General features: G+C 38.6%; 17 protein-coding genes. 16 read left to right on the top strand and 1 reads right to left on the bottom strand.

From position 1 onward, the window contains the following. The first annotated feature begins 34 nt into the window (after positions 1 to 34). From MHB48_RS19375 to MHB48_RS19300, 16 genes are all read left to right on the top strand, one after another. Positions 35 to 688, top strand: coding sequence for an adenylate kinase (locus MHB48_RS19375; protein WP_342599459.1), 654 nt, complete (start codon positions 35 to 37; stop codon positions 686 to 688). A 456-nt stretch (positions 689 to 1,144) separates the two neighbouring features. Beyond that, positions 1,145 to 1,363, top strand: a complete 219-nt coding sequence (gene infA, locus MHB48_RS19370) for a translation initiation factor IF-1 (protein ID WP_016429904.1) — start codon at positions 1,145 to 1,147, stop codon at positions 1,361 to 1,363. A 37-nt stretch (positions 1,364 to 1,400) separates the two neighbouring features. Then, positions 1,401 to 1,514, top strand: a complete 114-nt coding sequence (rpmJ, locus tag MHB48_RS19365) for a 50S ribosomal protein L36 (protein ID WP_003247619.1) — start codon at positions 1,401 to 1,403, stop codon at positions 1,512 to 1,514. Positions 1,515 to 1,537: 23 nt separating this feature from the next. Beyond that, positions 1,538 to 1,903 (top strand): 30S ribosomal protein S13, encoded by a 366-nt coding sequence (gene rpsM / locus MHB48_RS19360; protein ID WP_340924577.1) that lies wholly within the window; start codon positions 1,538 to 1,540, stop codon positions 1,901 to 1,903. Positions 1,904 to 1,928: 25 nt separating this feature from the next. Further along, positions 1,929 to 2,318 carry a 30S ribosomal protein S11 gene (gene rpsK / locus MHB48_RS19355; RefSeq protein ID WP_340924575.1) on the top strand — a complete coding sequence of 130 codons (390 nt, stop codon included), beginning with the start codon at positions 1,929 to 1,931 and terminating at the stop codon, positions 2,316 to 2,318. A 135-nt stretch (positions 2,319 to 2,453) separates the two neighbouring features. Beyond that, positions 2,454 to 3,398: a DNA-directed RNA polymerase subunit alpha gene (locus tag MHB48_RS19350; protein ID WP_340924573.1), complete on the top strand. Its 945-nt coding sequence runs from the start codon at positions 2,454 to 2,456 to the stop codon at positions 3,396 to 3,398. A 53-nt stretch (positions 3,399 to 3,451) separates the two neighbouring features. Next, the gene (gene rplQ / locus MHB48_RS19345; RefSeq protein ID WP_340924571.1) at positions 3,452 to 3,832 is read left to right on the top strand and encodes a 50S ribosomal protein L17; all 381 of its coding nucleotides are present in this window, start codon (positions 3,452 to 3,454) and stop codon (positions 3,830 to 3,832) included. Between the two features lie 279 nt (positions 3,833 to 4,111). Beyond that, entirely contained in the window at positions 4,112 to 4,960 is an 849-nt protein-coding gene (locus MHB48_RS19340; RefSeq protein WP_342599458.1) for an energy-coupling factor ABC transporter ATP-binding protein, read from the top strand. Then, on the top strand, positions 4,936 to 5,805 hold the full coding sequence (locus MHB48_RS19335; RefSeq protein ID WP_342599457.1) for an energy-coupling factor ABC transporter ATP-binding protein: 870 nt from the start codon (positions 4,936 to 4,938) through the stop codon (positions 5,803 to 5,805). Before MHB48_RS19340 ends, MHB48_RS19335 begins: the two co-directional genes overlap by 25 nt. Next, positions 5,805 to 6,602, top strand: coding sequence for an energy-coupling factor transporter transmembrane component T (locus tag MHB48_RS19330; RefSeq protein ID WP_340924562.1), 798 nt, complete (start codon positions 5,805 to 5,807; stop codon positions 6,600 to 6,602). Before MHB48_RS19335 ends, MHB48_RS19330 begins: the two co-directional genes overlap by 1 nt. An 8-nt stretch (positions 6,603 to 6,610) precedes the next feature. Beyond that, positions 6,611 to 7,366 (top strand): tRNA pseudouridine(38-40) synthase TruA, encoded by a 756-nt coding sequence (truA, locus tag MHB48_RS19325; RefSeq protein ID WP_342599456.1) that lies wholly within the window; start codon positions 6,611 to 6,613, stop codon positions 7,364 to 7,366. Between the two features lie 168 nt (positions 7,367 to 7,534). Next, positions 7,535 to 7,972, top strand: coding sequence for a 50S ribosomal protein L13 (gene rplM / locus MHB48_RS19320; protein WP_340924556.1), 438 nt, complete (start codon positions 7,535 to 7,537; stop codon positions 7,970 to 7,972). Between the two features lie 25 nt (positions 7,973 to 7,997). Next, positions 7,998 to 8,390 (top strand): 30S ribosomal protein S9, encoded by a 393-nt coding sequence (rpsI, locus tag MHB48_RS19315; RefSeq protein WP_093537835.1) that lies wholly within the window; start codon positions 7,998 to 8,000, stop codon positions 8,388 to 8,390. A gap of 242 nt (positions 8,391 to 8,632) precedes the next feature. After that, on the top strand, positions 8,633 to 9,817 hold the full coding sequence (locus MHB48_RS19310) for an MFS transporter (RefSeq protein WP_342599455.1): 1,185 nt from the start codon (positions 8,633 to 8,635) through the stop codon (positions 9,815 to 9,817). Positions 9,818 to 9,868: 51 nt separating this feature from the next. Beyond that, positions 9,869 to 10,582: an N-acetylmuramoyl-L-alanine amidase gene (locus MHB48_RS19305; protein ID WP_340925354.1), complete on the top strand. Its 714-nt coding sequence runs from the start codon at positions 9,869 to 9,871 to the stop codon at positions 10,580 to 10,582. 78 nt (positions 10,583 to 10,660) lie between these two features. After that, a complete protein-coding gene (locus MHB48_RS19300; protein ID WP_342599454.1) occupies positions 10,661 to 11,713 on the top strand; it encodes a P-loop NTPase in 1,053 nt (350 codons plus the stop codon). Positions 11,714 to 11,744: 31 nt separating this feature from the next. Here MHB48_RS19300 and gerD read toward each other — a convergent pair whose 3' ends face one another. Next, on the bottom strand, positions 11,745 to 12,326 hold the full coding sequence (gene gerD / locus MHB48_RS19295) for a spore germination lipoprotein GerD (protein WP_342599453.1): 582 nt from the start codon (positions 12,324 to 12,326) through the stop codon (positions 11,745 to 11,747). Positions 12,327 to 12,408: the final 82 nt, after the last annotated feature.

The raw sequence follows: 12,408 nt of genomic DNA, 5'->3' as shown, positions 1-12,408 counted from the left end.
AAATCAACAATTAGTCCTGAGGGGGCATTTTCGTATGAATATCGTTTTAATGGGTCTGCCAGGTGCTGGTAAAGGCACACAAGCTGATAAAATTGTTGAGAAGTACGCAATCCCTCATATTTCTACAGGCGATATGTTTCGTGCAGCAATAAAAGATGGCACGGAGCTAGGTTTAAAAGCAAAATCGTTTATGGATGAAGGTGCATTAGTACCTGATGAAGTTACGATTGGTATTGTTCGTGAAAGACTAAGTAAACCAGACTGTGAAAAAGGATTCTTACTTGATGGTTTCCCACGTACAGTTCCTCAAGCAGAAGCACTTGATGCTTTACTTGTAGACCTAGGAAAATCAATTGAGCATGTGCTTAATATTCAAGTAGCCCAAGAAGACTTGATTAAACGTCTAACTGGTCGTCGCATTTGTAAAGAATGTGGCACTGCGTACCATCTAGTTTTCAACCCACCTGCTAAAGATGGGGTATGTGACAAAGATGGTGGAGAGCTTTATCAACGTGCGGATGATAATCCGGAAACGGTGACGAACCGTCTGGAAGTAAATATGAAGCAAACGCAACCTTTGCTTGATTTTTATGACAGCAAAGGTGTTTTAACTAATATTGATGGACAGCAACATATCACGAAAGTGTTTGCTGATCTTGATGCTCTGTTACAGGGCAACCGCATCTAAAAGCCCGGTGCCTGTCGCAGACGACTGAATACCCGGGCATTATGCAAAGAACGAAAACGTTTTTTTCGAGAGCTGCAAAAGCATATTGCGCCCGGTATACGAACTGGAAGAAAAGAAATGCATCAAAAGCGAGGACCCCCTAGTCCACGTGCATTTTATATTCTGAAGGGGTATAATGGGTTTCGTGGAAGCATCTATGTAACGAACGGGTACTATGGAACTCATCCAACACATTCGTACGAACATGTTGACATGAGGGAGACGGGTTTCAACCAGTCAGTCTACTCCGTGGATTGCCACAAACGAAACCTTACGAGTGTCTTTCGAACATCTCTCATGATTTCCAAACATATGCTTAAAACGAATAGTTTCGTTCTTGATGAGGCTATACTAACAGCAAATTACGTTTGAATATTGATGAGAACCTGATTTGTATATAGAAGGGAGACAGGGTTGATGGCGAAAGATGATGTAATTGAAGTCGAAGGAACAGTTGTTGAGACTTTGCCAAACGCGATGTTTAAGGTAGAATTAGAAAACGGTCATACGATACTTGCGCATGTATCGGGTAAAATTCGTATGCACTTTATCCGCATTTTACCTGGAGATAAAGTCACAATTGAACTTTCTCCTTACGATTTAACTCGCGGTCGTATCACGTACCGTTTTAAATAATCTTTTGCACTCCGGACTACTAAGGAGGTTGGGTTAGATGAAAGTGAGACCATCTGTGAAACCGATCTGCGAAAAATGTAAAGTAATTCGCCGACGCGGTAAAGTAATGGTAATCTGTGAAAATCCTAAACACAAACAAAGACAAGGATAATAAGAAGGAGGTGCACGACACATATGGCACGTATTGCTGGTGTTGACATTCCACGCGATAAACGCGTTGTTATTGCATTAACATACATTTTCGGTATTGGTAAAACTACTTCACAAAAAGTACTAGTAGAAGCTGGTATCTCTGAAGAAACTCGCGTTCGCGATCTTACAGAAGACGAGTTAAACAAAATCCGTGAACAAATCGGTGTATACAAAGTAGAAGGTGACCTTCGTCGTGAAGTATCACTTAACATTAAACGCTTGATGGAAATCGGTTCATTCCGTGGTATCCGTCACCGTCGCGGCTTACCTGTACGTGGACAAAATACGAAGAACAATGCTCGTACTCGTAAAGGTCCTCGTAAAACAGTTGCTAACAAGAAAAAATAATCGGTAAAGGAGGTTTCTTCTTAACATGGCACGTAAACAACAAACACGTAAGCGTCGTGTGAAAAAGAATATCGAATCCGGTATTGCTCACATTCGCTCAACATTTAATAACACAATTGTGACTATCACAGACATGCAAGGTAATGCACTTTCTTGGTCAAGTGCTGGAGCTCTTGGATTTAGAGGTTCTCGTAAATCTACTCCATTCGCTGCACAAATGGCTGCAGAAACAGCTGCAAAAACTTCTATGGAACATGGTATCAAAACTTTAGAAGTAACAGTTAAAGGTCCTGGTGCTGGACGTGAAGCGGCTATCCGCGCACTTCAAGCTGCAGGTCTAGACGTTACAGCGATTAAAGACGTTACACCAGTACCACATAACGGTTGCCGCCCACCAAAACGTCGTCGCGTGTAATAGGTGAAACTCAACATGTTTGAGAACATCATTTATTGTACAGACTGAGGTTGTGCAAACAGCAATCAGTTAAACGATCGAATTCATGATGGAAAGAACCTATACATTCGATGTTTTGAGGGAGGGTAAATTGGAATGATCGAAATTGAAAAACCAAAGATTGAAAGTGTAGAAATCAGCGAAAATGCCAAGTTTGGTAAATTTGTTGTAGAACCGCTAGAACGTGGCTATGGAAATACTTTGGGTAATTCTTTACGTCGTATCCTTCTGTCTTCTTTACCAGGAGCTGCAGTTACTTCTATTCAAATCGATGGCGTTTTACATGAGTTTTCAACTATTGAAGGCGTAGTGGAAGATGTTGCATCTATTATTATGAATGTGAAAAAACTAGCTTTAAAAATCTACTCTGATGAAGAAAAAGTCATTGAGATTGATGTAAAAGGAGAGGGAACGATTACAGCTGCTGACATTACACATGACAGTGACGTTGAAATTTTAAATCCAGAACTCTATATTGCAACAATCGGCAAAAATGGTCATTTCCGTATGCGTATGTACGCAGGTCGAGGCCGTGGCTACACTCCTGCTGATCAAAACAAACGTGAGGATCTTCCTATCGGCGTAATCCCGATCGACTCTATTTATACTCCAGTTTCACGCGTTAATTTTCAAGTGGAAAATACTCGTGTTGGACAATTGTCTAACTACGATAAATTAACTCTTGATGTGTGGACAGATGGCAGCACCGGTCCTAAAGAGGCGATTTCGCTTGGAGCAAAAATACTAACTGAGCACTTGAATATTTTTGTAGGGATGACAAATGAGGCACAAACTGCTGAAATCATGGTCGAAAAAGAAGAGGATCAAAAAGAAAAAGTTTTAGAGATGACTATCGAAGAACTTGATCTTTCTGTTCGTTCTTATAATTGCTTAAAACGCGCTGGTATTAATACAGTACTAGAACTTGCAAGCAAATCAGAAGACGATATGATGAAAGTAAGAAACCTTGGACGTAAATCTTTAGAAGAAGTAAGAGCGAAGTTAGATGAGCTTGGCTTAGGATTACGTAAAGAAGACTAAGCGAATTTTGATATAGCTAGATATGAACTATTCACCAAAGGAGGGAAACATCCATGGGTTACAGAAAACTTGGACGTACAAGTTCTCAACGTAAAGCGATGTTACGTGACTTAACAACGGACCTAATTATCAATGAGCGTATTCAAACTACTGAAGCACGTGCAAAAGAATTACGTTCTGTTGTTGAAAAAATGATCACTTTAGGTAAACGCGGAGATTTGCACGCACGTCGTCAAGCTGCTGCTTACATTCGTCGTGAAGTAGTAACTTCTACTGATGAAGAAGGTAATGAATCAACAATTTTTGCATTACAAAAATTGTTTGATGATGTAGCACCACGCTATGCTGATCGTCAAGGCGGTTATACTCGTATTATGAAAGTTGGACCTCGTCGCGGAGACGGAGCACCAGTTGTAGTAATTGAGTTAGTTTAATCAATACAAGTTGAAGAGGGAGATTGGTGTTTCTACCACCCTCTTCTTTTTTCAAACAGATTTATACGACATTATAAAAGCAGAGTGTTATGATGAGCGGACTTTAAGTTGCGTCTCGTCTAGCTCTACGCACCTCATTTTTCAGATTGGTCTTGAGCAACCAGTCTAGAAATAAGTTATTGAAGAGCGCATTTCTCAAAATGAGGTGCGCGCTTTTTTAATTTATCGTAAAATAGTGTAATACTTAGTCAAGCAGAGATGAGTTAGAGGAGGTAAAGGATGAAACGCGAGATTATTTCTTTACAAGAAGTTACTTTTACATATAAGGAAGAAGATATTAATTTACGTCCGGCTGTAAACGGTGTGGAGTATACAGTTTACGAAGGTGAATGGGTTGCGATTGTCGGTCATAATGGTTCAGGTAAATCGACACTTGCACGTTTAATGAATGGTCTTCTATTTCCTCAGACGGGAAAGGTACAGATTTTTGGAGAAGCACTAACAGAACAGAATTTATGGGACATACGCTCAAAAATGGGCATGGTGTTTCAAAATCCAGATAACCAATTTGTTGGAGCTACTGTGCAAGATGATGTAGCATTCGCATTGGAAAATAACGGAATCCCATTTGAGGAAATGGTAGAACGAGTACAACAGTCTTTAGAAAAAGTGAAAATGAGCGATTTTATGAATAGTGAACCACATCATTTGTCCGGCGGGCAAAAACAGCGTGTTGCTATTGCAGGAGCAATTGCTCTAAAACCTAGAATATTATTATTGGATGAAGCTACCTCTATGCTAGATCCACAAGGCAGAGAAGAGGTGCTTTCAACAGTTCATCAACTAAGAGTAGAAACGGATTTGACTGTTATATCGATTACGCATGATTTAGAAGAGGCGCTGCTTGCAGATCGAGTTATCATGATGAATCAAGGTGAAAAATATGCAGAAGGTACACCTGAAGAAATATTTCAACGGGGACAAGAGTTAGTTGACCTTGGGCTAGATCTACCTTTTGCAATGAATATGTCAAGATTATTAAGAGAGCAAGGGACTGCTATCGTTGCAGACCATATGTCAGAAGAAGAACTGGTGAATGATTTATGGACATCACACTTCAACAAGTAAGCTATGCTTATGCGAAAAATACTCCTTTTGAAAAAAGAGCTTTATTTAATGTCGATTTAAACATTCCATCCGGATCATATCAAGCGATTATAGGACATACCGGTTCAGGAAAATCAACCGTTTTACAACATCTAAATGCTCTACTAAAACCAACTGAAGGTACTATTAAAATTGGCCAAGTAGAAGTAAAAGCAGATAAAAAAAGTAAAATGTTACGTGAAGTAAGGCAAAAAGTAGGAATTGTTTTTCAATTCCCAGAGCATCAATTATTTGATGAGACCGTTTTAAAGGATATTATGTTTGGACCTATGAATTTTGGTGTAGGAGAGGAAGAAGCAAAGCGTCGTGCAATTGAATTAGTAGGGTTACTAGGGCTACCTGAAGAAGTATTGGAAAAATCACCTTTTGACTTATCAGGGGGTCAAATGAGACGAGTAGCCATTGCAGGTGTTCTTGCAATGAATCCCGAAGTACTGGTACTAGATGAACCGACTGCTGGACTGGATCCAAGAGGACGAAAAGAAATAATGGATCTGTTTCACCGACTGCATAAGGAAAAGGGATTAACGACGGTACTTGTTACACACAGCATGGAAGATGCATCAAGATATGCCGATCGTATTGCCATTATGCATAAAGGAAAATGTGTATTAGAAGGGACACCGCAAGAAATCTTCTCAGATGAAGATCGACTACTGGATTATCAATTAGAACTTCCTCAATGTATAAAGTTTCAAAAGAAGGTAGAACAAATGATGGGGATGAAGTTACCTTCGATTTGTTTAACTGAAGAGACTTTAGCAAAAGAAATAGCGCACCTTATTAAAAAGGAGCGTGACGAATAATGTTAGAAAAAATGATATTTGGACGATTTATCCCTGGAGATTCATTTATTCATAGATTGGATGCACGAGCAAAACTAATTTTTGTGTTTTTATTTATCGCAATTGTTTTCATTGCAAACGACTGGATTACATATGGGATATTACTTGTATTCACTTTCCTCATTATTCGACTGTCTAAAATCAGACTATATTTTTTAATAAATGGGTTAAAGCCGGTCGTAATTTTAATCGTTTTTACGTTCTTATTGCATTTGATATTTACGAGAGAAGGGCCGATTATTTTTGAGTGGAAGTTTATTAAGATATATGAGGAAGGATTGCGCCAAGGGATATTCATTTCCATTCGCTTTTTTGTCCTAGTTATTTTAACATCTATTTTAACACTCACTACTACACCTATTTCGATTACCGATGCATTAGAAATATTATTAAACCCATTAAAGAAATGGAAGCTTCCAGTACATGAACTAGCGCTGATGATGTCGATTTCGCTACGATTTATTCCAACTTTAATGGATGAAACGGATAAAATTATGAAAGCACAAATGGCAAGAGGTTCCGATATGACGACGGGTAGTATGAAGGAGAGAATGAATGCAATTGTCCCTCTTCTCATTCCTTTGTTTGTAAGTGCGTTTAAACGAGCAGAAGATTTAGCAACAGCAATGGAAGTACGAGGTTATAAAGGTGGTGAAGGTAGAACAAGATACCGTAAGCTAGAGTGGGCACGGAGAGACACTATAAGCATTCTCTTGCTTGTTGTATTGGCTGCAGTACTTATATACTTTAGAAAGTAAATGGAGGTGTGAGTGTGCGGCTACGAGCGAGTATCAGTTATGATGGTAGTCAGTTTTCTGGTTATCAAGTGCAGCCAGAAAAACGAACCGTTCAATTGGAGATAGAACGCGTGTTGCAGACTATTCATAAAGGCACCATTGTAAAGGTTGTGGCGAGTGGAAGAACTGACGCAGGTGTGCATGCAACAGGACAAGTAATCCATTTTGATAGCCCACTTACGCTGGCGATGGATCGCTGGCAAACAGCATTAAATGTTCAGTTACCAAAAGATATTCGCATTTTATCGATAGAACAAGTACAGGATGACTTTCATGCGAGGTATAACGCCACTGGCAAGACATATCGGTATATTTGGTCTTTAAATGAAGTGCATAGCCCGTTTGAACGTCATTATAGTGTGCATGTCGATCGGTATAAACCGGATATAGAATTAATGCAAGAAGCTTCTGCGCATTTAATTGGCACACATGATTTTTCGAGTTTTTGTGCGGCTAAAACGAATGTAAAAGATTTTGTGAGAACGGTTCATTCGATAACTTTTGAAGTGAAAAAAGAGTCCAATCAGCTTCATATGGTGATTAGCGGGAATGGATTTTTATATAACATGGTTCGAATTATTGCAGGTACTTTATGGGAAGTTGGAATCCAGAAAAAAAATGTGAGCGACTTGCCCAAAATCTTGCAATCTTGCAACCGTAAATATGCTGGTAAAACCGCGCCAGCACACGGTTTATACTTAGAAAAAGTAGAGTATTTACAATGAAGCAACTTCACCAGGTGTTTTTGGAAAAATGCTTGACTATATCGTATATCCGGGTTATGATGATGTATGGTATTTTCATTAACCCCACAATATAAGCCCCGAAACTTATTGGTATGAGGATATAGAAAATTTTAGATCGATTATGATTGAATTAGGAGGACAAAATACATGCGTACAACATTCATGGCTAAAGGTCACGAAGTAGAACGTAAATGGTTAGTAGTAGACGCAGAAGGCCAAACTCTTGGTCGCCTTGCTTCTGAAGTAGCAGCTATTTTACGTGGAAAAAACAAACCAACATTTACACCAAACGTTGACACAGGTGATCACGTTATCATCATCAACGCTGAAAAAATTCATTTAACTGGGAACAAGTTAAATGACAAAATTTACTACCGTCACACTCAATTTGCTGGTGGACTTAAACAACGTACAGCTTTAGAAATGCGTACTAAGTACCCAACTAAAATGCTTGAATTAGCAATCAAAGGAATGCTTCCTAAAAACTCTTTAGGACGTCAAATGTTTACTAAACTTAACGTTTACGCTGGAGCAGAGCATCCACATGCAGCACAAAAACCAGAAGCATACGAGCTTCGCGGATAATTATTATTAAGAGGAGGACATACACTTGGCACAAGTTCAATATATCGGCACTGGTCGCCGTAAAAGTTCAGTAGCACGCGTACGTTTAGTACCAGGCGAAGGAAATATCGTTATCAACAAACGTGACGTAGAAGATTACGTACCATACGAAACTTTACGTGAAATTATTAAACAACCATTAGTAACTACTCAAACATTAGGTAGCTACGATGTACACGTAAACGTTAACGGTGGTGGATTCACAGGTCAAGCAGGAGCAATCCGTCACGGTATTGCACGTGCACTACTTACAGTAGACCCTGATTTCCGTCCAGCTTTAAAATCTGCAGGATTCTTAACACGTGACCCACGTATGAAAGAACGTAAAAAACCAGGACTTAAAGGCGCTCGTCGTGCACCTCAGTTCTCAAAACGTTAATTTTATATTATCAGTTCAAAGCACTTCTCGAGACTTCTCGAGGAGTGCTTTTTTTGTGCGCAGAAAGAGTGAGTGATAGGAAACTGCCAGATGAGTAGAGTGAGTAATATTGGTTAAAAAAGGATTGTGTCCGGTTTGGGAGAGGTGTATATTAATTAAATATTTATGAAATGCAAAAAAATGAGGAAGTTTTGATTCTTCTATGACTATATAAGGAATTTTGCGGGGAAACGAGGTACTATATGAAAAGTAAATTTAATGTCGTGACTTCTACGATTTTAGTTAGTATTTTTATTGCACGATTTGGAACTTTTTTGGTGTTACCATACTTGACGCTGTTTTTACTAAATGAATTTCATTACTCAGGTGTTCAAATAGGAACGATTATTTCGACGCTAGCGTTATCCAATTTAATAATGAGTTTCTTTGTGGGGCCATTTATTGATAAGTTTCCAAAGAATAAAGTGATTATTACTGGATTAATTGGTTATTTGGGATGTTATGTGTATTTCCCTTTTATTGATCAGTATGCTGGGTTTATAGTGTTCGCTGCGATACTTGGGGCCAGTCAAGCAATTGTTGAGCCTACATATAGGGTGCTCTTAAGTCTTTACACGGAACCAGAAAACAGACGATTAATATTCAACATCCGATATTTTTTAATTAACATTTCGGCTGCAATTGCTCCACTTACATCTGTGTACTTCCAACAATTCGGGATGGAGAAGCTATTTTTTGCAGTTGGGTTTATTTTCTTTATTAATATCTTTATCTTTGCAATTATTTTTAAAAAATATCCAATAAAACAAGTAGCTCCGAATCCAAATAAGTATTCCATCTTTCAATCGTTCCATGTATTCAAGAAAGATTATGCATTTGGAATATTTGTGTTAGCACTAATCTTCATTAGCTTTGGTTACAGTCAATTTGATTCTACATTTAGTCAGTACTTAGGAAAAACATTTCATCACGAGCTGGCGATTCAATATTTTGCGTGGCTCATCACAACAAATGCAATTACGGTATTAGTCATTCAATATTTCGTTTATAAGCTTGGAGAAATGATAAGTACAACGACTTCCTTGATCATTGGCAGTGGGTTATTATCCGTAGGTTTGTTTTTCTTTGGGCAGAGTGAGCACATTTTTATCTTAATTATTTCTATGATCATTTTTACTACTGGAGAAGTATTAGTCTTCACGATGGTGGATATCCATCTGGATGGAATGTGTGCTGATCACGAAAAAGGAATGTATTTTGCTCTATCGGGAGTGAAGTCTATCGGAAGTATAGCTGGGCCAAGTTTAGGCGGGGTTCTATTAGACAGCTTGGATAGCGGAGTACTTGTCTTTACTATCATTGGATTTATCACGTTACTTGCTATTCCATCCTTTTATTTTAGCTCCAAAATACAGAAACAATTATAATCATACTCTTTGTCCCTCATACGTATAATGAGTGAAAAAGGAGCGATGAACCTGAAAAAGTGGTTAACCATCAGCGTATTATTTTTGATTTCCTTACTAGCAGTTGTATACGGAACTAGAGCAAGTGATGTTGGTTTTTTCCTACCCGATCCATTAAGTGGAGTTAAAATTGTCATTGATCCAGGACATGGTGGGATTGATGGTGGTGCAAGCCATGGAGAAACAGTTGAACGAGATATTACACTAGCCATGTCTCTCAAATTACAGAAACAACTAAAAGCGCAAGGAGCAACAGTTGTGATGACTCGCACTAAAGAAGGAGATGCGTTATCCGAGCACACTCCTGATGAAGATTTCCCAACTACACGTGCTAGGAAGCGTGCGGACTTGCTTCTTCGTGAAGAAATTATGAATAACTCGGAAGCAGATATTGTTTTAAGTTTACATGTAAATGCCGTTCCTGAAGAGAGATGGAGAGGTGCGCAAGTATTTTATCACGCACAAGGACATGAGGGAGGAGAGCTATTAGCTAAATCCATTCAAGGTTCCATCCGAAAAAATATAGGAAACACGGAAAGAGAAGCGCTATCGATTAAACAGGTCTATATTCTGAAAAAGGCAAAGGCACCGGCAGTACTAGTAGAAACAGGGTTCTTAAGTAATAATGAAGAAAGAGAACTGCTAAAATCAGACAAATACCAAAATCAAATGGTTGATGCAATTGCAGAAGGTGTACGCCGTTTCGTAGAAGATAATATGTACTGAGCCAATGATTAGGATTGTAGACACTCGTGTATGGTATACTATAATGCAAATAGTTATCTAAAAAGGGAGTGTCTACAAATGATTAATGAGCAACAAGTTCGTACGTTACTTGGGGAATTAAATGATCCATTTTTACATAGAACTCTAGAAGAAACAAACGGAATTTCAGAAGTATCGATAAAAGAAGAAAAAAATCATGTTAGTGTGAAATTAGCCATCGCTAAGATTAACTCTGCGGAACAAATGCAATTGCAAGGAAAAGTAGTGGAATTGTTAAAAAATGCTGGAGCCGCTACAGTTGGTATTCGTTTTGAAGAACTTTCAAAAGAGGTATTGGAACAATTCCGAGGTCAAGCAAAAGAAAGTGACAATGAAAGTATTCTTTCTCCAAATAGCAAAGTGAAAATAATCTCTATCGCATCTGGTAAAGGTGGAGTTGGTAAATCAACAGTGTCTGTAAACTTAGCAGTAGCTCTTGCCCGCTTAGGTAAAAAAGTAGGGTTAGTGGATGCTGACATTTATGGCTTTAGCGTACCTGATATGATGGGGGTTAAAGATACACCACAAATTAAAGAAGACCGAATTATTCCTGTAGAACGTAAAGGGGTAAAGATTATTTCCATGGGATTCTTTGTGGAAAACAATACACCAGTAGTGTGGCGCGGGCCAATGCTTGGAAAGGTATTAGACCAATTCTTTAAAGATGTAGAATGGGGCGAATTAGACTTTTTACTATTAGATCTTCCTCCCGGTACAGGAGATGTTGCATTAGATATTCACCAAATGTTACCGGCATCTAAAGAAATTGTTGTAACAACACCACATCCGACAGCGGCTTTCGTTGCTGCTAGAGCAGGGGCTATGGCTCTACAAACAGACCATGAAATTCTTGGGGTTATAGAAAATATGTCGTGGTATGAGGCTAAGTCTACAGGAGAACGAGAATTCGTCTTCGGTAAAGGTGGCGGACCAAAACTTGCAGACGAACTGCGCACAGAATTAATTGGACAACTTCCATTAGGTCAACCAGATTGGAATGATATTGACTTTGCACCTTCTGTATACGCAGAGACGCATGAAACAGGAAAAATTTATTTAGAAATTGCTCAGAAAGTTATTGAAAAAGCATAAGAAAAAGGCCGTTTCCAGAAATGGAGCGGCCTTATTTTGCTGAATCACCTTGTTTTTCCTGACCACCAGAAGAAGATCCACCTCCGCTTTGTGACCCGGCTTCTTCAATCAATTTCTGCCACTTTGTTTGCAATAAAGGGCTTTTAATTGTTTCTTCTACCACTTTTTCCATTTCTTTTCGCATATCGGTGGATTTAAGAATTTTTTCTAATTCCTTTTTCATATCGGCCGAACCAAAAAAGCCTTCTAAATCTTTTAAGTAAGTTGGGTCCTTCATTAAAGATTTCATTAACTCTTCTTGTTGTTTCATCATACTTTTTGCCATTGTCTCTGTAAATTTAGGGTCTTGGTAAATTTCCTTCCAAAAATCTTCTGCTTCTTTGGACAACATTGTTTTCTCAACAGATTTCTTCACTTGCTCGCTATCAATGACTAACAACTCTTTAAATTTGGGATCTTCTAAGAGCTTTTGGATTGCCTTTTTTCCATCCTCTGATTGCAAAGCGTCAATCATCATTTTTTTATTCTCCTCATAGGAAGGAGGAGTAGAAGGAGAGCCGCTACAACCAGCAAGAAGCCCAAGACTCAATAAAATAAGGGCGAAATATTTCATTTATATCACCATCCTTTCAATTATTGTTCACATCTGTTACAGAAATATGTATAGCATCTACGAAGAAATAGATTTTTGGTGA

The sequence above is a fragment of the Psychrobacillus sp. FSL H8-0483 genome (assembly GCF_038637725.1).
Lineage (GTDB): Bacteria > Bacillota > Bacilli > Bacillales_A > Planococcaceae > Psychrobacillus.
The sequence above is the reverse complement of the archived record's forward strand: the minus strand, read 5'-3'. Positions and strand labels throughout refer to the sequence as shown.

What these genes read in the sequence shown, in the direction of transcription:
- MHB48_RS19375 (WP_342599459.1), top strand. Translation starts at nt 35, where the DNA reads ATGAATATCGTTTTAATGGGTCTGCCAGGTGCTGGTAAAGGCACACAA.
- infA (WP_016429904.1), top strand. Translation starts at nt 1,145, where the DNA reads ATGGCGAAAGATGATGTAATTGAAGTCGAAGGAACAGTTGTTGAGACT.
- rpmJ (WP_003247619.1), top strand. Translation starts at nt 1,401, where the DNA reads ATGAAAGTGAGACCATCTGTGAAACCGATCTGCGAAAAATGTAAAGTA.
- rpsM (WP_340924577.1), top strand. Translation starts at nt 1,538, where the DNA reads ATGGCACGTATTGCTGGTGTTGACATTCCACGCGATAAACGCGTTGTT.
- rpsK (WP_340924575.1), top strand. Translation starts at nt 1,929, where the DNA reads ATGGCACGTAAACAACAAACACGTAAGCGTCGTGTGAAAAAGAATATC.
- MHB48_RS19350 (WP_340924573.1), top strand. Translation starts at nt 2,454, where the DNA reads ATGATCGAAATTGAAAAACCAAAGATTGAAAGTGTAGAAATCAGCGAA.
- rplQ (WP_340924571.1), top strand. Translation starts at nt 3,452, where the DNA reads ATGGGTTACAGAAAACTTGGACGTACAAGTTCTCAACGTAAAGCGATG.
- MHB48_RS19340 (WP_342599458.1), top strand. Translation starts at nt 4,112, where the DNA reads ATGAAACGCGAGATTATTTCTTTACAAGAAGTTACTTTTACATATAAG.
- MHB48_RS19335 (WP_342599457.1), top strand. Translation starts at nt 4,936, where the DNA reads ATGGACATCACACTTCAACAAGTAAGCTATGCTTATGCGAAAAATACT.
- MHB48_RS19330 (WP_340924562.1), top strand. Translation starts at nt 5,805, where the DNA reads ATGTTAGAAAAAATGATATTTGGACGATTTATCCCTGGAGATTCATTT.
- rplM (WP_340924556.1), top strand. Translation starts at nt 7,535, where the DNA reads ATGCGTACAACATTCATGGCTAAAGGTCACGAAGTAGAACGTAAATGG.
- MHB48_RS19310 (WP_342599455.1), top strand. Translation starts at nt 8,633, where the DNA reads ATGAAAAGTAAATTTAATGTCGTGACTTCTACGATTTTAGTTAGTATT.
- MHB48_RS19300 (WP_342599454.1), top strand. Translation starts at nt 10,661, where the DNA reads ATGATTAATGAGCAACAAGTTCGTACGTTACTTGGGGAATTAAATGAT.
- gerD (WP_342599453.1), bottom strand. Translation starts at nt 12,326, where the DNA reads ATGAAATATTTCGCCCTTATTTTATTGAGTCTTGGGCTTCTTGCTGGT.